Here is a 21,234-nt window from a genome sequence, read left to right on the forward strand (position 1 = left end):
CAACTGATAAACCGCTATCGCGAGCAAGCCCGCTCCCACAAAAACGCGCTTCAGCGTGTGGGGGCGATCACCTTATGCTTTTTGCTGATCGCGCGGCCAACTCAAGCTGAAACACGCGCCGCCGAGGTTGTTGCTTTTGCTGATCAACGCCCGCCCGCCATGCCAATGGATAATCCGCCGCACAATCGATAAACCCAGGCCATGCCCGCCTGATGCACGGGTGCGGCTGTCGTCCAGGCGCAGGAACGGGGTAAAAATGCGTTCCCAGGCGCTTTGCGGCACGCCGGGGCCGTCGTCCTCCACATCGATGCGGCAACGCACTTGGCCCACCTGATAACTGATCAGCACCTGGCCTTGGGCGTGACGCATCGCATTGCTCACCAGGTTTTGCAACGCGCGGTGCAAATAACGCGGCTCGGCATCCACCCACGCGTCGTCCCAATGCGCCGATGACAGGCATATACCGCGAGTCACCGTGACGTGCGGGCGCAGTGGCGACAACTCGCCAATCACTTGGTCGAGCAACGCACTGAGGTCTACGCGCTGAAAATTCAGCGCCGGCGCGCCCTGCTCCAAACGTGCGTAGGTGAGCATTTCGTCCACCAGGCCATCGAGGTCTTCGATATCGCTGTCCATGCCCTGCATATATTTGGCCCGTGCCTGCGGAGTGGCGGCGTCGCCGATCATCTCCAGACCAAAGCGCAGGCGGGCCACCGGCGTGCGCAGCTCGTGGGAGACCGCGCGCACCAGTTCGCGCTGGATCGCCAATAATTGCTGCAAGTGCTCGGCCATGCCATTAAAGGCGGCTGCCAAACGCCCCACCGAATCGGCGCCGCGCGCAGGTACGCGAACATCCAGGCTGCCTTTGGCAATGCGCGTGGCCGCCGCTTCGAGGCCTTTAAGGCGCCGTTCAAGCTGGCGCACCAGCAAATACACGATCAGGCCGATCAAGGTCAGGCTGATCAGCGCGATCAAAATCAGCCATTGCGGCGGGTACGGGTTCATTTGATACAGCGGGCCGATTTCCAACACCCAAGGCGTACCGGCCATGCCGGCAAACACCCGGATCGAATCGCCGCCCTTGCCCAAGGCCATGACGGTATCGCCTTCCGCGACACGGCGGCGCTGGTCGTCGTCCATGTCGGCCTGGGCCAGCGTCATGAGGTGCATGTCAAAACCAAAACCCTTGGTTTGCTTGATGTCGGCAAGCTTTTGCGCTTGCTCGGCGACCGGAAAACGCACCAGTTCGTCGGCCAACAAGTAAATAGTCGCGCGGGCCAGTTGTTCGCTGATCTGCTGCACTTCGCCTGTGAGCACCCACGGCTCCTGCTCGCTGACTTGGCGCAGCACGCGCGCCGAATGTGGCCCGGTCTGCTCAACCAGCACTTGGCCGCGTTGCAGGCGGCTGCGCTGGCCCAAGTCGAGCTGAGCATCGCTCAGCGTGCGCAACGCCAAGGGCATGCCGAGCAAACGCTCCCACATCGCCAGGGCACGTTGGCGCTCGATGGGGCTCATGGGTTGCAAGTTGTCACCCATCAGCGCGAAGGTGCCGTGGGCCAGGCGCTCGCGGTATTGGTCGCTGCGCACCTCGTTGAGCAGGTGCAGGGCCAGTACCCCCAACAGCGCGACCAGAATCAGCGCGGCGCACATGCCGCCGTAAATACGCAGGAAGATCGAGTTCACAGCGGCATATCGGCAGCGGCTTCAGGGACGAACAAGTAGCCTTTGCTGCGGATGGTCTTGATCAAGCGCGGGTGAATCGGGTCGTCACCGATTTTGGGGCGAATGCGCGAAATGCGCACATCAATGGAGCGATCCTGGCCGTCGTAGCCGATGCCGCGCAGGGCGATGAAGATTTCTTCGCGGGACAAAATGCGCCCGGCATTCGCCACCAGCAACCAAAGCAGGTCGAACTCGGCACTGGTCAGTTCGATCCCGCCGCCGTGCAGCCAGGCTTCGCGCAGCGCATTGTCGACCAGCAACGGGCCAAATTGCAGGCGGCGTGGGTGTTCGCCGGCAGGCGGTAAAGGCGTTTCGCTGCGCCGTAGCAAGGCCTGGATACGCGCGAGCAACAAGCGCGGGCGCACGGGTTTGCACACATAGTCGTCGGCGCCGATGTCCAGGCCCATCACTTGGTCCATGTCATCGGTACGCGCGGTCAACATCAGAATCACGCCGTCATAACGCTCGCGTACTGTGCGGCAGATGCTCAGGCCGTCTTCGCCGGGCAGCATCAGGTCGAGAATCACCAGGTCCGGCTGTTCAGCGATGATGCGCGCCGCCGCAAGGGCGCCGTCGCTTTCCACGGACACGTGCAGGCCGTTGCTTTGCAGGTAGTCGCGGGTCAACTCGGCCAGCCGCTCGTCGTCCTCGACAATCAATAAGTGCCAGGCTTCTTGCTCCACGGGTGACCCTCGTTGTTATTAGAGATGGTTCAGGATCCACATGCTGATCTTCGACCGTCATACCCTGTTTGTAATGTTTTGAGGGCATAACAGCGCCTGTCAGCAGCCAGATTGTAGCCACGGGCCAGCCCTGCGGCACAAGCGCGGAAATCCATTCGGTGATCACATTTTTTTATGGTAGGGTTCGCGCCCTCAAAAATTGAGATGGCGTTTCAAGCCCGAAATATTTAATGACAAACGGTTCAACGCAGTCGCGACGTGGCCTACACGGGTATTACAGCTTTCTTTCACATTTTACTCACAGCCTTATCCACAGGTTACTGCGTTGCTAACCCCATAAAAACGCATTATCTTGTACCTCGGCGGCACGCCAGACCCCACATGTGGGGTTTTCGACCCATTCGACCAACCACACAAGTGGCCCGAAACTCAAGCGCTTTATTGCTAACGCAGCGTGCAACCAACAGATTTCTTGTAGTCCAAATCGCTCACGCGGATGGCAACTGTTCTCCATACCCGACATGGAAAACGGTACGGGTGTTGCAGGGACAACCTCGCACTCGCAATCAAATATAGAACGTGGAGACAACCCCCCCATGCAAACCGACACAACTCGCGAGAACCCGCAGGGCTCCGTGCCGCAGGCCGCTGATTCGAATATGGATCTGTCCGCCACCGCACCTGGCCAACTGCGCGTGATCAAGCGTAACGGCACTGTCGTTCCTTACACCGATGACAAAATCACCGTCGCCATCACCAAAGCGTTTCTTGCAGTTGAAGGCGGCACCGCTGCTGCCTCGTCGCGCATCCACGACACCGTTGCCCGCCTGACCGAACAAGTCACGGCAACGTTCAAGCGTCGCATGCCATCGGGCGGCACCATCCACATCGAAGAAATCCAGGACCAGGTTGAATTGGCCCTGATGCGTGCCGGCGAGCAGAAAGTGGCGCGCGATTACGTGATCTACCGTGACGGTCGCTCCAAGCAACGCGCCGCCCACGCCCCGGCAGAAGAAACGGTCAACGCTCACCCGTCGATCCGCATCACCCGCGCCGACGGCACGTTTGCGCCGCTGGACCTGGGCCGCCTGAACACCATCATCACCGAGGCCTGCGAAGGCCTGGCAGAAGTCGACGGTGAGCTGATTCAGCGCGAAACCCTGAAAAACCTCTACGACGGCGTGGCCCTGACCGACGTTAACACCGCCCTGGTGATGACCGCCCGCACCCTGGTTGAACGTGAGCCGAACTACTCGTTCGTGACTGCGCGCCTGTTGATGGACACCCTGCGTGCCGAAGGCCTGGGCTTCCTCGGCGTGGCCGACAGCGCCACCCACCACGAGATGGCCGACCTGTACGCCAAGGCTCTGCCTGCCTACATCGCCAAGGGTATCGAATTTGAATTGCTGAACCCGATCCTGGCCACCTTTGACCTGGAAAAACTCGGCAAGGCGATCAACCACGAGCGCGACCAGCAGTTCACGTACCTGGGCCTGCAAACCCTGTACGACCGTTACTTCATCCACAAGGACGGTATCCGCTTCGAACTGCCGCAAGTGTTCTTCATGCGCGTGGCCATGGGCCTGGCAATCGAAGAGAAGCACAAAGAAGACCGTGCCATCGAGTTCTACAACCTGTTGTCGTCTTTTGACTACATGTCGTCGACCCCGACCCTGTTCAACGCCGGCACCCTGCGCCCGCAGTTGTCGAGCTGCTACCTGACCACCGTGCCGGATGACCTGTCGGGCATCTACCACGCGATCCACGACAACGCCATGTTGTCCAAATTCGCCGGCGGCCTGGGCAACGACTGGACCCCGGTGCGTGCACTCGGTTCGTACATCAAGGGCACCAACGGCAAGTCTCAGGGCGTTGTACCGTTCCTGAAAGTCGTGAACGACACCGCTGTGGCCGTGAACCAGGGTGGCAAGCGCAAAGGCGCTGTGTGTGCCTACCTGGAAACCTGGCACATGGACATTGAAGAGTTCATCGAGCTACGCAAGAACACCGGTGATGACCGTCGTCGTACCCACGACATGAACACCGCCAACTGGATCCCTGACCTGTTCATGAAGCGCGTCTTCGATGATGGCCAGTGGACCCTGTTCTCGCCATCCGAAGTGCCGGACCTGCACGACCTGACCGGCAAGGCCTTCGAAGAGCGTTACGAGTACTACGAAGCGCTGTCCCAGTACCCTGGCAAGATCAAGCTGTTCAAGACCATTCAGGCCAAAGACCTGTGGCGCAAAATGCTCTCGATGCTGTTCGAAACAGGCCACCCATGGTTGACCTTCAAAGACCCGTGCAACCTGCGCAGCCCGCAGCAGCACGTGGGCGTGGTCCACAGCTCGAACCTGTGCACCGAGATCACCTTGAACACCAACAAGGACGAGATCGCTGTTTGCAACCTGGGCTCGATCAACCTGCCGAACCACATCGTCAACGGCAAGCTGGACACCGCCAAGCTGGAACGCACCGTCAACACCGCCGTACGCATGCTCGATAACGTTATCGACATCAACTACTACTCGGTGCCACAGGCGCAGAACTCCAACTTCAAGCACCGCCCGGTTGGCTTGGGCATCATGGGCTTCCAGGATGCTTTGTACCTGCAGCACATTCCTTACGGTTCGGATGCTGCGGTCGAGTTCGCCGACAAGTCGATGGAGGCGGTCAGCTACTATGCGATCCAGGCTTCCTGCGACCTGGCCGACGAGCGCGGGGCCTACCAGACGTTCGAAGGTTCGCTGTGGTCCAAAGGCATTCTGCCGCTGGATTCGCAACAGATCCTGATCGAGCAGCGTGGCCAGAAGTACATCGACGTTGACCTCAACGAATCCCTGGACTGGGCGCCGGTACGTGCCCGTGTGCAGAAAGGCATTCGTAACTCCAACATCATGGCCATCGCACCGACCGCAACCATCGCCAACATCACCGGCGTATCGCAGTCGATCGAACCGACCTACCAGAACCTGTATGTGAAATCGAACCTGTCGGGCGAATTCACCGTGATCAACCCGTACCTGGTTCGCGACCTGAAAGCCCGCGGCCTGTGGGACTCGGTGATGATCAACGACCTGAAGTACTACGACGGTTCCGTGCAACAGATCGAGCGCATCCCGCAAGAACTCAAAGAGCTCTACGCAACCGCCTTCGAAGTGGACACCAAGTGGATCGTTGACGCCGCCAGCCGTCGTCAGAAGTGGATCGACCAGGCGCAATCGCTGAACCTGTACATCGCCGGCGCTTCGGGCAAGAAGCTCGACGTGACCTACCGCATGGCGTGGTACCGTGGCCTGAAAACCACTTACTACCTCCGTGCCCTGGCCGCGACCAGCACCGAGAAGTCGACCATCAACACCGGTAAGCTGAACGCTGTTTCCAGCGGTAACCACGGTGATGATTCGGTGCTCGCCGCGCCTGCCGGCCCGGCCCCAGTGCCAAAGGCCTGCGCGATTGACGAGCCGGATTGCGAAGCGTGCCAATAAGCTGAGCCCGTTGCGGGCTTAATCGCCCGTGATTCAAAAAAGCCGACAACCTTGGAGCATTCAGGGGTTGTCGGTTTTTTTTCGATTACAGGTAAGTAGCTCTCACGCTTTAGATGAGCGCATAAGCATTACCCTCTTGAGGCCTGCCACCTCGATTCCCCCAAAGCTCTAAACGCCCACCGACCACGCCATTGAATGGCCGCCGAAGTCCACAACACCCAACGCGCCATTTGCCAACTCGCTGCTGGAGGAGACCCTGTAGTGATTTTTAAGCCCCAGGCGTTCCAGCGATTCACGACCATACTCGCCGTCGTTCAACGTAACCGTCGCCTGCAGGAAGCTGGCGCTTGCGCTGCCATCATTGTTTTCCATTTGCGCGCGCTTGGCGCTCGCCGCATACAGGAAGTTGGCGTCGGTCATCATGGCCGGATCATCGCCCAAAAATCGCGCCTGCTGCGCCGCCACCTGCAATTCGCCCTTGCTCAAATGAAGCTGGAACCCATCGCGCATCTGCACGTCATAGCCATCACCTGCTGTTTTTACATCCTTGAACACATCGGTGGGCTTCTGACCAAACTTCATCATGGCGGCCTTGATTGCCGAAACCGTGGTGCAGTTTCCATCCGGCCCCTGTTTGAAACCCGTCCAAATATTGCCGGCCTCCTTGCCCATGCCGGGTTTTTTACCGGGATCACTCTTGTCAGGCGTGTAGTTAGCGTGATTAGCCCCCTGGGTGAAAGGCTTGTTACTCATCGACTCTTTGGGGCCAAAATTACTCGGATTAACCCTGCCCCCACCGCCGCCGCCGCCCCCACCGCCACCGCCCCCTGGCGAGGGTGCTGGAGAGGGGGTTGGAGCCGAATCGTCTGAAAACAGGTCCGGAAACATCCGCTTCAGTTGCGCGAGTAAACCCTCAGACGCGTCTTTTTTCAGCGCTTCCAGGATCTCTTTGAACTTCTCCTCCCCCAGCTCTTTTCGTTTTGCATTGAGCTTGTCACGCACCTCTTGAACGGTCTGGTTTTTCGAGGTTTTCTCGGCGTCCGTCAGCTCTTTTAGAAGATTGGAAATCGCGGTTTTGTCAGAATCCACATCCTCCTTTTTACCGTCTGAAAGGATTCCCCCCCCGATACTGGCCTGCCCCACCCACGCCATAATTCACGCCTCCAGCCCCATGGCTGGACACCGACGAACTCCACATACTGTGCCCCCTTGTAATGACGGATCGAATGCCTCGTGCTTGATATGTGGAAAGAACGTTGTGGTCGGTTCCAGTACAGGCGTGTCGTCTGGTAACCGGGCAGGCAGTCGGAAAAGTCTTGAGGCCAAATGACAGGCAAAAAAAAGCCCCTCGGTTGAGGGGCTTGTTTTGTGACGCGTCAGGCCATGCGCATCAAGTCATTTGAATGATGGTCTGCATGATGGTGCTCTGGGTGGAGATGGTCTTGGCGTTCGCCTGATAGTTGCTCTGGGCCTTGATCAGGTCCACCAGCTCGTTGGTCAGGTTGACGTTGGAGTTCTCCAGCGAGTTGGCCACGATCGAACCCAAGGTGCCTGATTGCGGGGTGTCGTAACCCGGTTGGCCCGAGGCGAAGGTCTCTCTCCACGAGGTGCTGCCGGCAGGTTGCAAGCCCTGCTCGTTGTTGAAGCTGGCCAGCGAGATCTGGCCGACAGCCTTGCTTTGCTGGTTGCTGAACGTCGCGAACAGTACACCGTTGCCGTCGATTTTAAGGCCGGTGATCTGGCCGGTGGCGTAACCGTCGGTAGTCGGCGGGTTGCGGTAGGTCGCCGAGTTGTACTGGGTGATGTTGGCCATGTTGATAGCAACACCGGTCGGGTTGGCGTTCGCGCCGTTTGCCTTCCATACGCCATTGGTCACAGTGCCCGGAACCCAACCTGTAAGGTTCAAGGTAGTGCTCGAGGTGGTACCGGTGACTATGCCGGTGAGCTTGCCGGAGCCATCAAAACTCAACGTGGACGGCACAGGTGCAGTCGTACCGGTGGTGGTCGGTGCGCTGCCATCCAGGTTACGCCCATCGATCAGGGTGTAGGCGTTCCACTTGTTGGCATCGGTTTTCACCAGGTACTGCACCATCGGGTGGGCATTACCTTGGCTGTCATACAGCGTGGTGCTGTATTGAGTGGTAAAGGTGCTGGTGTCGGTTGGATCAAACGGCTTGGCCGTTTGGTCGATCACCGGCTCCGAGGAGTTCAGGTTACTGCTGGAATCCACTTTAGTGGACGCTTTGGGCGGCAGGTTAGACAAGTTCAGTTTCAGGTCGGTCAGGCCGCCCTTGGTGATAGTGCCTTCGTCGTCTGCCGCGTAGCCTTGCAGGCGCGAGGTGCCGGTGTTGTTGGTGATGTAGCCGTCTTTGTCGGAGCGGAACGCACCGCTACGGGTGTACTCCAGCGAGCCGTCGCTGCCCTTCTGTACGAAGAAGCCACCGCCCTGGATCGCCATGTCCAGCGTACCGCCGCTGTTATTGACGTCACCCTGGGTGAATTGCTGGGACACAGCCGCCAGGTTCACACCGTTGCCGATGCTGTTCTGGCCAGTGCCCAGCTTGGACGCCGCGTAAATATCGGCGAACTCCGCACGGGACGACTTGAAGCCAGTGGTCGCAACGTTGGCAATGTTGTTGCCGGTAACGTCCAGTTGTTTGTTGGCCGCATAGAGGCCGCTAAGGCCGATGTTAAAAGACATGTTTCTCTCCTTCTGCCGTCGTTAGCCGGCTCTATGTACCGATAGTCTGAATTTGCGACAGCTTGACGCTGCCCATGCCGCCAGCAAGGTTCAGCAGCATTTCGCCGCCGGTCTTGCTCAGCGTCACGCTGGTAACCGTTGCCGGCAATGAGGTGCTAAGCGCAACGGCATCGCCCGCGTCACTCTTGGTGGTGGCGGCAAAGGTGTAGGTCCCGGGAGTCGCGACCTCACCACTGTCGTTCTTGCCATCCCAAACAAAGCTCACATCGCCTGCGCTTTGAGCGCCCAAATCGAGGGTGCGCACCACACTGCCGGTTGCGTCGGTGATCTTCACGGAAACGTTGCCCGTCGCCGCAGTCACGGCCACCGAGCCGGTCATGCTCTTGCTGGTGTCGACCGTAGCTTTGTCGGTTTGGGTGATGATCGAACGCCCCACCAGCGACGACGCTTGCAGCGCTTGCGACGAGCTGAAGTTGCTGGAGATCGAATTCACCGAGTCGTTCAGGGTGTTAATCCCTTCCAGGCTGCTGAACTGCGCCAGTTGTGCGACAAATGCGCCGTTGTCTTGAGGCGACAGCGGGTTCTGGTTTTTCAACTGGGTAACCAGCAATTGCAGAAACGCGTCTTTGCCCAGCGACTGGCTGCCGGTGGCTGCCGAGGCAACGCTTGCGACATTGTTTGTTGCGGAGCTGACCTTCGTGTTGAAAAGGTCCTGAACCGCCGTGTTCGTAGAAGTGCTATCAACAATGGCCATTATTTGGCACCCCTTATCACTGACCCAGGGTCAGGACCTTCTGCATCATGGTTTTGGCGGTGTTCATCATTTCCGCGTTGGTCTGGAACGAACGGCTGGCGGAGATCATGTCTGCCATTTCCTCGACCACGTTGACGTTGGGGTAGTAGACGTAACCCTTTTCGTTCGCAGCGGGGTGGTTAGGCTCGTAGCGCGCTTCCAGATTGCTCTGGTCTTCAACCACGCCGAGTACTTGCACGCCTTGGCCTGCGGCGTCCTGGCTCTGGAACAGCGAATCGCTGCCGCCGCTCTGGCCGCCCTGAAACATGGTGGCAAACACCGGGTGACGTGCGCGGTAGGTCTGGTCAATGCTCGAAGACACGGTTTCGGCGTTGGCGATGTTACTGGCGACGGTGTTCAGGCGCGTGGTCTGCGCGCTCATGCCACTGCCGGCAATATTAAAAACACTGGCTAAGGACATGGCTTATTCTCCACGCAGGGCTGACATCAGCCCTTTGAATTTGCTGTTGAGCAGGGTAAAGCTGGCCTGGAAGTTCACCGAGTTCTCGGCATAGGCCGATTGCTCCAACTGGGCATCCACGGTGTTCTGGTCGATCGATGGCTGCATCGGCGTGCGATACAGCAACGACTCGTCACCATTGCTCAGGCCTTGCGCTTCGATATGACGGCTGTTGGTCATGTTCAAGGCGAAGGTGCCGTTCTTGGTCTTGTCTTGCTGGGCGGCGAGCACAGCAGAGAAGTCCAAATCCCGAGCCTTGTAGTTCGGGGTGTCGGCGTTGGCAATGTTGTTGGCCAAGACTTCGGCACGCTGGGCGCGGAAGCCCAGGGCTTGTTCGTGGATACCGAGCGCTTTATCGAAGCTGATGCTCATGGCGGAAACCTTTAGGCTGACCTGCTTTTCGTAACAAGGTCATAGCAAGGCGCATGCCAATGTCAGCAAAGCCCGTAATTCAAGGGGTTGCGCGGCGTTTGCCGGCGGCAATGCCAGAAAAGCGGCAACCGCCTTCCGCGTTGCGCCATTAAAGCGGCAATAACGCTTGCCGCTTTCACACCGGGCGGCAACCGGGGCGACGCAGTCACTGAAAACGCAGCGCGCTGTCGTACCGTCCGTCTGCACTGGTATTTATGACAGTTGTGGTGCCTACCGCATCGGATGCCCTATTGGGCGGACATCCCTTAATTCGCAAGGAAGAGGCTTACCACGATGACTGTCCCAGCCCTCGGCTTCACATTACAAGACTCGGCACTGCCCATTCCAAACCTGAACACCAGCCTGCTGACGGGCAACTCTGCAGAAGTCATGTGCAGCGTCCCCTTACTGCCCATGGACTTTGTCAATATCAACATGATCAGCAACGTTCTGGGTGGCGACCATAACCAAAGCTTTTCAATTGCCCAAGGCGTGCCCTCACTCATTGCCCAGATACCCAGAGAACGTGTTGAAGCCAACGAGGGCAACAGCGTGCGGCTGCGGGTAAGCATCAGGCGTAGCGGGGTTTCCCTAAGTGCACCGGACGCCACCGTGACCATCAACCGGCGCCCGATAGTCATACCGCCAACGCCAGACGTTGTGTGGGATTTCAAAGACGGTACTTTCCAGGGCTGGGTGGCCCAGGGCAGTTACACGGGCGGCGTGTTGCGTATTGTGGGTGGACGGGTAGTCGCTGACGTACCCGACAGCCAGCTTGCCAAGTCCCACATCATTACCCGAACCATTTTGGTGACCGCGGGCCGCACGTACGATTTCGCCTTTGATGCAAGCGCAGGCGACCCCGCCGATGGCTCAATGGTTTTCCTGACCATCAACGGCAGCCGAATCGGCGCGACTGTTCAGAACATCAACCTGACCCAGCAGTCCGGGAGCGGGTCGTTTGTCGCCACAATGACCGGCAACGTCACACTCGGCCTGTTCAACGATGCCGTTCCGCTAGGCCGACATCGCCTGTCGCTGGGCAATATCCGCATGACACAAAGGCCCTGAGTACACGCTGCTAGAGTTTTCGCCAAAAAAAAAACGGGAGGCCTTCAAGGGGCCTCGTTTTTATTCAGTGCTATTACTTGGCCTGGTAAATGATACCCGGGCTGCACTGCACCATCTGGTAATGATCCGGCAACCCGTTCAATGCTTCAGAAGCACCGAGGAACAAATAACCACCGCGCTTGAGCGTGCCATGGATACGCAACAGGATGTCTTTCTTGACCTCTGCCGAGAAGTAGATCAGCACGTTGCGGCAAAACACCATGTCAAACTTGCCCAGACTGGCGTAGCTGTCGAGCAAGTTGAACGAGCGAAACTCCACCCGGCTCTTGATCGGCGCCTTGACCGCCCAACGCCCCGCCCCTTTAGGGTCGAAGAAACGCTGCAGGCGCTCCTGTGACAAACCACGACCGAGCGCCAGGCTGTCGTACTCGCCGGTCTTGCAGTTGGTCAGCATGGTGCCGGACAAGTCAGTGGCGACAATTTGCGCACCCGCCTTCAACTGGCCCATGTTGGTTCGCTCGAACTCATCGATGGACATCGAAATCGAGTACGGTTCCTGCCCCGAAGAACAGGCGGCCGACCAGATACGCAGACGCTGGCCCGGGCTGGCCTTGATGGCCTCCGGCAGCACTTTGCTCTTGAGCACCTCGAAAGGGTAGGTATCGCGAAACCACAGGGTTTCGTTGGTGGTCATGGCATCGACCACCATTTCCTTGAGCCCGCTGCGCGGCTGGCTCTGGATGCGCTGCACCAACTCGCCCAGGGACTTGATGCCCTGCTGCTCCATGAGTTTGTTGAGGCGGCTGGATACCAGATACTGCTTGTTTTCACCGAGCAATATGCCACAGGCTTTTTCCAGGAAGACCCGGAATTGTTCGAAATCCAAATTACCCGTAGACAATGATACCGCCTCTTAAATCGTGTGACCGCCAGGGGAATTCCCCTTAGCCGTGATCTGCTGCCTTGATCCGGTCGACTACCCGGGATGCCAGGTCATCAGGGCGGAATTTGGCCAGGAAGTCATCGGCACCGACTTTCTTGACCATCGCCTGATTGAATACACCTGACAACGAAGTATGCAGGATGATGTGCAACTTTTGCATGCGTGGATCGTTGCGTATCTCGGCCGTCAGCGTGTAGCCGTCCATTTCCGGCATCTCGATGTCAGAGATCATCATCAAGAACTCATCTTCCGGCTTCTTGCCTTCATCCACCAGTTTGCGCAAATAATCCAGCGCCTGGCGACCATCATTAAGCGCCACCACTTCGACGCCAACAGTTTGCAGGCAACGGGTCACCTGCTTGCGCGCCACCGAGGAGTCATCCACCGTCAGCACACGCAGCGATACCGCCTTGTGCGCCGTTTCGGCATCTACCACGCCTACCGAGATGGTTTCCGAGGTGGGCGCGACTTCGGCGAGGATCTTCTCCACGTCGATAATTTCGACCAACTGGTTATCCACCCGTGTCACCGCCGTGAGGTAGTGGTCACGCCCGGTGCCCTTGGGCGGCGGATGGATCTCTTCCCAGTTCATGTTGACGATGCGTTCCACCGAGCGCACCAAAAAACCCTGGGTCTTGGTGTTGTACTCCGTGATGATCACGAACGGGTTTTCGCGATCCTGCAAACCCGCCGAACTTGTGGCCAGGGCCAGGTCAAGAATCGGGATGGTCGCGCCACGGATGTTCGCCACGCCACACACCACGGGGCTGGATTTGGGCATGATCGTCAGCTTGGGACATTGCAGCACTTCCCGCACTTTAAACACGTTGATGCCATATAACTGTTTGCCATCCAGGCGAAAAAGCAACAACTCCAGGCGATTCTGCCCCACCAGCTGTGTGCGCTGGTTTACTGAATCCATTACACCTGCCATGCCATGACTCCTACGCTAAAACTTAGGCTAGACCTAAAGTGAAGCGCGTACCCACCACTAAACGGCACGAGCTTTGCTGTTGTTTTGATATTTAGTTGGCCATGAACCTTAAAATGACAGTTTCTCGACGCCCTCGCCTTCCAACGTTCCGCAGACTGCTCTGCGTCTCGCTGGCGTTGCTCGCCTTGGGCTCGGGCATCACGGCCCGCGCAGATAACGCCACCTTGCCTGATCTTCTTATCGGCGTCACTCAAGGCTTTCTTGAGTTCACTGTAGAAGATTATCTGGCAACCACCCAGACGCCGGGGCGTTATGAGATTCAAGTGAACCAGTTGGACCCGCGCTTGCGCATGCCGCTGTGCGACAAAGAATTGACAGCCTCGCTTGAAAGCCCCGCCCAGCCCATCGGTCGGGTCACGGTAAAAGTGCGCTGCGAGGGCGCCTCGCCGTGGACCGTGTTTGTGCCGGCGCAGGTCAAACTGTTCCGCGACGTGGTGGTGGTGACGCGGCCGTTAAAACGCTTGGGCATCATCGGTTTCGACGACATAGGCTTGCGCGAACGCGATATCAGCCTGATCAACCAAGGCTACCTGACGTCGGTTGACCAGGCCGTGGGGCAGAGATTGACCCGACCAATGGTGGCCGATCAAGTCATCACGCTGGTCCACCTGGAACAGGCCGAGGTAATTCGTAAGGGCGACCAGGTGGTGATTTCCGCCAGCAGTGGCGGGCTTACCGTAAAAATGCCGGGGGAAGCGCTGTCCAACGGCGGCATGAGCGAACAGATCAGGGTTAAAAACCTCAACTCCAACCGGGTGATCAAGGCGCAAGTCACCGCGCCAGGGCAAGTCGAGGTAGCGTTATAGTCACTGGCGCAGGACGCCTGCTTTTCCTACACTGTGCGCCATAGATGCGTACGTGCAGGTTTATTGTCAATCGAGCCTAAAGTTTGTCCGGGTATGGCCGAAAACATGGCAAGCGTCCAAATACCCAGAGGTTTTTTATCATGGTCATTGATTTCAGTCGTTTAAATAACGCCCCGGCTTTGCCCGGCAATACGCGTACCAGCGGTGCCAAGGACAGCGTAGAAGCCAAGTCGCAGCCAGCGCCTGCCGCCAAGGCAGAACAGGCCAGCGCCAGCCAAAGCGGGGAATCGGTTCACCTGAGCAATGAGGCTCAACAGTTGCAGAAGGTCACTGACTCGCTGCGCGATCAACCTGTCGTCAATAAAGCCCGTGTGGCCGAGTTGAAGCAGGCCATCGCCGATGGCAGCTATAAAGTCGACAGCAACCGTGTAGCCAGCAAGCTGCTTAACTTCGAAGCCACGCGCTAGGCAAATGCCTGCGCAGGGCTTTTGGACGCTTAAAACCCAAGGCCAGCCATGCACCACGACGAACATTTGCTTCAACTGATCATTGATGATCTGGCGCCGACGCAACATTTGCTCGAGCTGCTGAAAGAAGAGTCCCTGGCCCTGCATGGCCGGGACATGCGCTTGCTGGAAGATATTCTGGCGCACAAGCAGTCGCTGATTGTGCTGCTCGAGCAGCATGGCAAAAAGCGCAGCCAGATTCTCGTCAGCCTCGGCCTGCCGCCCGATCACGATGGGCTTGCACAGCTGGCCAGCCATTCCTCGGTCGGCGACCAGTTGCTGGCGCAAAGCACCGCACTCAATCAGTTGCTCGCCCAGTGCCAGGAAGCCAACCTGCTCAACGGTCAGTCTATCCAGCTGCAGCAAGCCACGACCGCCAACCAGTTGCGAATCCTTCACGGCGGAGAGCCCCCGGCCCTTTACAACGCCCAGGGTTCCACCTCGCGGCTGGTGAAGCCAAGCACCCGTAGCCAAGCCTGACCCCGGTTTACAGCGCGCCCTATCCAAAGCGCGCTACATGCTGGCAAAATGCCGGTTCTTGCGTGTAGTCGTATTTTGTCTGGAGATGGAAGAACCGTGTTCAACGCCCTTAATGCGGAAGATGCCCCGCAGCCACCCAAGGTGCTCACCACGCCTCTGGAAATCGCCAGCACCTTGCGGATGCTGCAAGAAAGCCATGACCCACTGATCATCACGTTCCACGAACGCAGCCAGCGCTTTCAAAGCTATTTGGTGGACGTTGACAGCAAAACGCTGACCCTGGACGAAATGATCCCGCGTGACGGCGAACGCCATCTCGAAAATGGCGAACCGTTCCGCATCGAAGGCTTTCACGACGGCGTGCGTGTGGCCTGGGAAAGCAACGGCAAGCTGACCATCAAAGAAAAAGATGGCCAACGCGTCTACACCGGCAGCCTGCCCGATGAAGTGGTCTACCATCAGCGTCGCAATGCCTTTCGCGCTGCACTGAAGCTGGCCCAGTTGGTCAACATCGAGATGGGCGGCGAAAAGATCAAGGCACCGGTCAGCGGCAAACTGCTGGACATCTCTGCCACCGGCTGCAAATTGCGTTTTGAAGGCGACATTTCCGATCGCCTGCAACTGGGCCAGGTGTATGACCGGTTTATCGCCGCCCTGCCCTTCGGCAGCATGACCACCTCTGTCGAACTGCGTCACCTGCACTTCGAAGACCGTATCAACATCACGTTCGCCGGCGTGCGCTTCCACAACATGAGTGGGTTGGTGCAGCGCCAGGTAGAGCGGTTTGTGTACCAGTTGCAGCGTGAAGCGCGACGTTTCGACAAAGACGACGATTTTTAACGTTTAAAATTGCGGCAAAAAAAACGGGCGGATCCTGATGGGATCTGCCCGTTTTTGCGTTCAGGGCGCGCCCTGCTCAAGTCATGCGGATGCTCGTCCGGGCCCAGCGGCTCCGGCGGCCCTTCGAACAGCGGCTCATCGGCCGGTGGCTCAGGTTCGGCTTCAGGCTCGGGTTCGACTGGACCCTGCATTTGCTCCTGCACGATCGCCTCGTCCACGCGCGGGTCAAGGCACACCACCAGCGGCGAGCTGGACATGCTGTCGGGCATCGCAACGTGGTGCAGCGGCGCATCATCAACTGATGCAGGTTGGTCACCGCCTTCGGCCGAATACGCCACACCAGCACCAACCCGCACAGGCTGAAAAACACATACAGCATGTGGCTGCCAAACAGCTTCATGGCAACGCCCGCCAACAACGGCCCGATACTCGCACCCACGCCGTACGTCACCAGCAACATCGCCGTCAGCGACACCCGGCGATCACCCTCAACATGGTCGTTGGAGAACGCCACCGCCAGCGGGTACAGGCAGAACTGCACCAGCGAACACAAGAACCCGGCCACGAACAACACTTCCAGCGGCACCTTGGTCAGCACGGCCAAAGGTAACGCCGTCACCGCCAGGCACAACGCAAAGCAACGAATCAGCAAGGCGCGATCATAGCGGTCCGACAACCAGCCCAACGGCCACTGCACCAGCAAGCCTGCAAAAATACAGCTACCCATGAACAGACCGACCTGCTCGGTGCTCAGGCCTTGCTGAGACGCATAGAGCGGCGCCAAACCGTAGAACGAACCCACGATCAACCCCGCGCCCAGCACGGTACTCAGCGACTGCGGCACACGCTTGATAAAGAACCGCGGCTCCATCGGCGCAGGGTGCAGCGGCGCCGGGTGAATGCGCCGCGTCATGGCCACGGGCACCAGGCACAGGGCAAAACACAGCGCGACCAGCATCAGCAATTCAAGGCCCAGCTCTGGGTGCATCACCAGGATCAACTGACCCAATACCAACCCCAGGTACGACGCGATCATATAGCCGCTGAACACCACGCCACGCTGCTTGGCATCGGCCTGCTCATTCAGCCAGCTTTCGATGACCATGTACTGGCACATCATCCCCAGGCCCACAATCATCCGCAGCACGATCCACGCCGCAGCCAATTGATCAAGCCATGGCCCAAGACCGCCGCACCGACGATCCCGGCGCAGGTGGCATACGCACGAATATGCCCGACCCGGGCGATCAGGCGATGCCCGATCTTGCCGCCCAGCACCAGGCCAAAATAGTTGGCCGCCATCAACGCACCTACCCACAGGCTGTCGACATGATCGGCCGCCAGGCGCAAGGCCAGGTAAGTACTGAGCAGGCCGGAGCCGATCAGCATCATCAAGGAGGCGAAATAAAGGGCTCGAAAAGATTTCCAGATTTGGCGCATCGGCGTTCCGAGCGGCTCCTTGCAGTGAGGGACAGGGCTATCGGCATGATAGTCCGGGGTTGCCGGGAACGGACAGGCAATAGGGGCTGTTTCCGGGGGAAAATTTTGCTTACTAGCTCAGACGCTGCATGGCGGCGTGCGAGGTACATGGGTTGCGATAAATACATCGCGCACCTGCTGAGAACCCGGATCGCGGGCAAGGTTCGACCGGTGTTTGAGGGCGCGCGCAAAAAAGCCCCGCCAGAGAAATCTGTACGGGGCTTTTTATGAGAGCGCTTCAGGGGCGCCACAAAGATGGTGTCCCAGGGCCGGTTCGAACGGCCAACCTTCCCCTTAGGAGGGGGATGCTCTATCCAATTGAGCTACTGGGACAAATGACAGCTGCCGGGCCAAACGCGCAGCGGCGGACGGCGTGCATGTTAACGGCCGAGGTCGGTTTTGTCATGTCGTCCGTGGGCTTTTTGAGTGTAGGCCGTTACTTGAATGAGGCACCGCCGTTTCGCCCCGTAAATACGGGCACTTGGCGGCGTCGTGCAAATTGCACGCCCTCAAAATGCCAGTCTTGCAAATTGCAACGCTCAAGCACTTAAAAGCATATCTAACCCATTGTTTTTATTGAATTAAAATATTGGCACGACACCTGCAATACTTATCCTACAAAACCATTCGACCCAGCCACTGCGGAGATCAAGAACATGAACAGCGCCCTTCTGTTAACCCTCAACGCTGTGGCTTTGGCTGCACTGGTCATGCTCCATTTTCACTCGAGCAATGATGATGCCGCGCAAATCAGTCAGGCCGTGCCGCATCACCTGCAGCAGCGCCCGCAACTGGCGGTGATGACACCTGCCATGCAATCGCCGATTCGTGTGACTCAAGACACTCAGCCCGCGCCCGTATCCGAACATTGGGTGTTCTGAGGAAGCCCTATGAGCAAGTCCGCCTGGCTGTTCCTGTTTTTGACCGTTACAAGTGGTGTGACGGGTTTAAGCATTGCCTCCCAACACGCGCAAACGCCTGCCTTTATTGCCACCGGCGTGTTTGCCGGCGTGCTGGTTATCACGCTGATCGTGGGCCGGCGCATCAAGTTCGACCCGGTACTGCGCTGATCGGTCGACTCGCTTGACCCCCTACCTTATGTCGCCTTTCACTAGCAAATTGGCAGATCGCCACTATCCTTAAACAGTAAGGCAAAAGGCCACACCTTTGAGCACTTTGCGCGCCTACCCCCTTTGCGGCCTAGGTTTGCTCAAGCGTTCCGGTTTGGAATCATTCGTAGCCAAAACTTCTAACCAGTCCGCAAAATTGCAAATCAGTGCTGGCATAAAGCCTTTAGGCAGTTCAATATTTGTCACAGAATTGACGCCAAGGAACTGTCAAATCTGAGGCATGATGCGGCCTCTTTGCAATTCGGGTTGAACTTTGGTCGTGAGTCTTGTCTTAACACTCATCCTTGCGGCCAATTCCAAAAACCGCTCCCCTGAACTAACCGGTTAAATATATGCGCCCATTGAAACAGGCAATTTATTCCAGCCGTACGGCTGACAAGTTCGTCGTACGTCTGCCAGACGGAATGCGGGAACGCATTGCCGAGGTGGCTCGCAATCATCACCGCAGCATGAACTCTGAAATCATCGCGCGCCTGGAACAGAGCCTTATTCAGGAAGGTGCGTTGGGCGAAGAGTTGAGCATGCGCCTGGACAGCCCGGAGCTGTCACTGCACGAACGCGAACTGCTGCAGCGTTTTCGTCAGCTCTCCCACCGCCAGCAAAATGCCCTCGTCTCGCTTATCGCGCACGACGTTGAGGCGGCCGCAGAAGCCAACTGATCCAAAACTGCAAGCCAGAGCCAGCCATGTGCTGGCTTTTTTTTGCCTGGGGTTTGAGGGTCGCCCGGAACAGGGCTGTGCAGGAGCAGCGTTGCGCCTTGCTCGCGAGTGCGGTGGATCAGTCAATTTATTGCTGATTGACAGAGCGCATTCGCGGGCAAGCCCGCTCCCACAAGGGATCACAACAGGAAGATGGTCGCCAGGCCGAGGAAGATGAAGAAGCCACCGCTGTCAGTCATGGCCGTAATCATCACGCTGGCCCCCATGGCAGGGTCGCGACCGAGGCGCGCCAGCGTCATCGGTATCAACACGCCCATCAGTGCAGCCAGCAGCAGGTTGAGGGTCATGGCAGCCGTCATCACCACACCCAGCGACCAACTGCCATACAGCAAGTAGGCCACCACACCGATCACGCCACCCCACACCAAGCCATTGATCAAGCCAACCGCCAGTTCCTTGCGCATCAGGCGCGAGGTATTGCCGGTACTGACTTGGTCGAGCGCCATCGCGCGCACAATCATGGTGATGGTTTGGTTGCCGGAGTTGCCACCGATACCCGCCACAATGGGCATCAAGGCCGCCAGCGCCACCAGCTTCTCGATCGAGCCTTCGAACAACCCGATCACGCGTGAGGCAATAAACGCGGTAATCAGGTTGACCGCCAACCACGCCCAACGGTTACGCAGTGAGCGCCAGACCGAAGCAAAAATATCTTCCTCTTCGCGCAGACCGGCCATGTTGAGGACTTCGGTCTCACTCTCCTCACGAATCAGGTCGACGATTTCATCGATGGTCAAACGACCAATCAACTTGCCGTTCTTGTCGACCACCGGGGCCGAAATCAAGTCGTAACGCTCGAATGCCTGCGCTGCGTCGTACGCATCTTCATCCGGGTGAAAACTCACCGTGTCACTGGCCATCAAGTCTACGACGCGCTTCTCCGGGTCATTGACCAGCAGGCGCTTGATCGGCAGCACACCCTTGAGAATGCCGTCATTGTCGACGACGAACAGTTTGTCGGTATGCCCTGGCAGTTCTTTGAGGCGGCGCAGGTAACGCAATACCACTTCGAGGCTGACGTCTTCACGGATGGTGACCATCTCGAAGTCCATCAACGCACCGACCTGGTCCTCGTCATAGGACAGCGCGGAGCGAACACGCTCACGCTGCTGGGTGTCGAGGGCCTCCATCAGCTCATGCACAACATCACGCGGCAATTCAGGAGCGAGGTCAGCCAGCTCGTCGGCGTCCATCTCCTTGGCGGCCGCCAAGAGTTCATGATCGTCCATGTCGGCGATCAGGGTTTCCCGCACCGAGTCAGACACTTCAAGGAGAATATCGCCGTCGCGATCAGCCTTGACCAATTGCCACAGGGTCAGTCGATCATCGAGCGGCAAGGCTTCAAGAATGTAGGCGACGTCGGCGGAGTGCAGGTCATCGAGTTTGCGCTGCAACTCGACGAGGTTTTGCCGGTGAACCAGGTTTTCGACGCGGTCGAGGTTCGGACCTTCCTGGCGGTGCGTGAGGTCTTCCACCACACGCTGACGCTGCAGCAGCTCGATGACTTGAGCCAAACGATCCTGCAGGCTGTCTTGTGTTTTCTTTACTTCTACTTCGGTCATAGGCGAACTCCACTCCCAGCAGCGGGGCACGCCGGAAGGATCAATCAGTCAATTCATGATTGGTAAAACGGGGTACTGAGTTACTACTGGGTAAGTCCATGGAGGTATTCCACAAGCCCGGCGGGGCTGACGGGCGCAATGATACACCGCCCGGCCATTTTTAACGTTAAAAACTAAGGAAAGAAACAAGCGCTTGCGAGACAAAGCTAAGCACTGACTGCATCTACTAACTGCGACGCCACGACCCCACGGGAAAACACATGGCCGGGACGAAAAGCTGAATCTGAGGATAAACCCTACACAAACCCCAGACGGCAAAAAGCCCGCACTAGGCGGGCTTTTTGTTTGTATGGTGCACTCGACAGGATTCGAACCTGTGACCGCTCGGTTCGTAGCCGAGTACTCTATCCAGCTGAGCTACGAGTGCAGGTTGTGTTTTTAGACCA

Annotated in this window: 19 protein-coding genes, 2 tRNA genes and 1 pseudogene; 9 read left to right on the plus strand and 13 right to left on the minus strand. The window is 58.1% G+C overall.

Annotated features, from left to right (window positions below; translation table 11 throughout):
• Window positions 1–72: 72 nt before the first annotated feature.
• Entirely contained in the window at window positions 73–1,683 is a 1,611-nt protein-coding gene (locus F0169_RS11795) for an ATP-binding protein (RefSeq protein ID WP_172979416.1), read from the minus strand.
• Window positions 1,680–2,405, minus strand: a complete 726-nt coding sequence (locus tag F0169_RS11800; protein WP_172979417.1) for a response regulator — start codon at window positions 2,403–2,405, stop codon at window positions 1,680–1,682. The genes F0169_RS11795 and F0169_RS11800 overlap by 4 nt, the downstream gene beginning before the upstream one ends.
• A gap of 596 nt (window positions 2,406–3,001) precedes the next feature.
• Between F0169_RS11800 and F0169_RS11805 the strand changes: the two genes are divergently transcribed.
• Complete coding sequence (locus tag F0169_RS11805) at window positions 3,002–5,893, plus strand: ribonucleoside-diphosphate reductase subunit alpha (RefSeq protein ID WP_122251036.1); 2,892 nt, start codon at window positions 3,002–3,004, stop codon at window positions 5,891–5,893.
• 168 nt (window positions 5,894–6,061) lie between these two features.
• Here F0169_RS11805 and F0169_RS11810 read toward each other — a convergent pair whose 3' ends face one another.
• The 5 genes from F0169_RS11810 to flgB all read right to left on the minus strand — a co-directional run bounded on the left by F0169_RS11810 (window position 6,062) and on the right by flgB (window position 10,219).
• Complete coding sequence (locus F0169_RS11810; RefSeq protein WP_425274294.1) at window positions 6,062–6,982, minus strand: hypothetical protein; 921 nt, start codon at window positions 6,980–6,982, stop codon at window positions 6,062–6,064.
• Window positions 6,983–7,283: 301 nt separating this feature from the next.
• Complete coding sequence (flgE, locus tag F0169_RS11815; RefSeq protein ID WP_152746629.1) at window positions 7,284–8,594, minus strand: flagellar hook protein FlgE; 1,311 nt, start codon at window positions 8,592–8,594, stop codon at window positions 7,284–7,286.
• 31 nt (window positions 8,595–8,625) lie between these two features.
• On the minus strand, window positions 8,626–9,348 hold the full coding sequence (flgD, locus tag F0169_RS11820; protein WP_099236206.1) for a flagellar hook assembly protein FlgD: 723 nt from the start codon (window positions 9,346–9,348) through the stop codon (window positions 8,626–8,628).
• A gap of 16 nt (window positions 9,349–9,364) precedes the next feature.
• Window positions 9,365–9,808 carry a flagellar basal body rod protein FlgC gene (gene flgC / locus F0169_RS11825; RefSeq protein ID WP_058414097.1) on the minus strand — a complete coding sequence of 148 codons (444 nt, stop codon included), beginning with the start codon at window positions 9,806–9,808 and terminating at the stop codon, window positions 9,365–9,367.
• 3 nt (window positions 9,809–9,811) lie between these two features.
• On the minus strand, window positions 9,812–10,219 hold the full coding sequence (flgB, locus tag F0169_RS11830) for a flagellar basal body rod protein FlgB (protein WP_010208346.1): 408 nt from the start codon (window positions 10,217–10,219) through the stop codon (window positions 9,812–9,814).
• A 333-nt stretch (window positions 10,220–10,552) separates the two neighbouring features.
• On the opposite strand from flgB, the gene F0169_RS11835 reads away from it, so the two are divergent.
• Complete coding sequence (locus tag F0169_RS11835) at window positions 10,553–11,329, plus strand: carbohydrate binding domain-containing protein (protein WP_152746630.1); 777 nt, start codon at window positions 10,553–10,555, stop codon at window positions 11,327–11,329.
• 73 nt (window positions 11,330–11,402) lie between these two features.
• On the opposite strand, the gene cheR is transcribed toward F0169_RS11835, so the two are convergent.
• The gene (gene cheR / locus F0169_RS11840) at window positions 11,403–12,230 is read right to left on the minus strand and encodes a protein-glutamate O-methyltransferase CheR (protein WP_058414098.1); all 828 of its coding nucleotides are present in this window, start codon (window positions 12,228–12,230) and stop codon (window positions 11,403–11,405) included.
• Between the two features lie 43 nt (window positions 12,231–12,273).
• Window positions 12,274–13,206, minus strand: coding sequence for a chemotaxis protein CheV (locus F0169_RS11845; protein WP_058414099.1), 933 nt, complete (start codon window positions 13,204–13,206; stop codon window positions 12,274–12,276).
• Window positions 13,207–13,307: 101 nt separating this feature from the next.
• Between F0169_RS11845 and flgA the strand changes: the two genes are divergently transcribed.
• From flgA to F0169_RS11865, 4 genes are all read left to right on the plus strand, one after another.
• A complete protein-coding gene (gene flgA / locus F0169_RS11850; protein ID WP_058414100.1) occupies window positions 13,308–14,072 on the plus strand; it encodes a flagellar basal body P-ring formation chaperone FlgA in 765 nt (254 codons plus the stop codon).
• A 140-nt stretch (window positions 14,073–14,212) separates the two neighbouring features.
• A complete protein-coding gene (gene flgM / locus F0169_RS11855; protein WP_058414101.1) occupies window positions 14,213–14,539 on the plus strand; it encodes a flagellar biosynthesis anti-sigma factor FlgM in 327 nt (108 codons plus the stop codon).
• A 48-nt stretch (window positions 14,540–14,587) separates the two neighbouring features.
• The gene (locus tag F0169_RS11860) at window positions 14,588–15,058 is read left to right on the plus strand and encodes a flagella synthesis protein FlgN (protein WP_152746631.1); all 471 of its coding nucleotides are present in this window, start codon (window positions 14,588–14,590) and stop codon (window positions 15,056–15,058) included.
• A gap of 96 nt (window positions 15,059–15,154) precedes the next feature.
• Window positions 15,155–15,898: a flagellar brake protein gene (locus F0169_RS11865; protein WP_058414103.1), complete on the plus strand. Its 744-nt coding sequence runs from the start codon at window positions 15,155–15,157 to the stop codon at window positions 15,896–15,898.
• Between the two features lie 137 nt (window positions 15,899–16,035).
• Here F0169_RS11865 and F0169_RS27875 read toward each other — a convergent pair.
• Window positions 16,036–17,338, minus strand: a pseudogene (locus F0169_RS27875) (MFS transporter); the annotation flags it as partial.
• A gap of 295 nt (window positions 17,339–17,633) precedes the next feature.
• A tRNA-Arg gene (locus F0169_RS11875) sits at window positions 17,634–17,710 on the minus strand.
• Window positions 17,711–18,033: 323 nt separating this feature from the next.
• Between F0169_RS11875 and F0169_RS11880 the strand changes: the two genes are divergently transcribed.
• The 3 genes from F0169_RS11880 (at window position 18,034) to F0169_RS11890 (ending at window position 19,166) form a co-directional block, all read left to right on the plus strand.
• A complete protein-coding gene (locus F0169_RS11880; RefSeq protein WP_152746633.1) occupies window positions 18,034–18,258 on the plus strand; it encodes a hypothetical protein in 225 nt (74 codons plus the stop codon).
• Window positions 18,259–18,267: 9 nt separating this feature from the next.
• Window positions 18,268–18,447: a PA3371 family protein gene (locus F0169_RS11885; RefSeq protein WP_152746634.1), complete on the plus strand. Its 180-nt coding sequence runs from the start codon at window positions 18,268–18,270 to the stop codon at window positions 18,445–18,447.
• A gap of 392 nt (window positions 18,448–18,839) precedes the next feature.
• Window positions 18,840–19,166 carry an Arc family DNA-binding protein gene (locus tag F0169_RS11890; RefSeq protein WP_003193592.1) on the plus strand — a complete coding sequence of 109 codons (327 nt, stop codon included), beginning with the start codon at window positions 18,840–18,842 and terminating at the stop codon, window positions 19,164–19,166.
• A 179-nt stretch (window positions 19,167–19,345) separates the two neighbouring features.
• Here the strand turns inward: F0169_RS11890 and mgtE are convergent, their stop codons facing one another.
• Together mgtE and F0169_RS11900 are read right to left on the minus strand one after the other, a co-directional pair.
• A complete protein-coding gene (mgtE, locus tag F0169_RS11895; protein WP_058414117.1) occupies window positions 19,346–20,788 on the minus strand; it encodes a magnesium transporter in 1,443 nt (480 codons plus the stop codon).
• Window positions 20,789–21,138: 350 nt separating this feature from the next.
• Window positions 21,139–21,215 (minus strand) — tRNA-Arg (locus tag F0169_RS11900).
• Window positions 21,216–21,234 lie beyond the last annotated feature (19 nt).

Source organism: Pseudomonas kitaguniensis (assembly GCF_009296165.1).
In the GTDB taxonomy this organism is placed as follows: Bacteria; Pseudomonadota; Gammaproteobacteria; order Pseudomonadales; family Pseudomonadaceae; genus Aquipseudomonas; species Aquipseudomonas kitaguniensis.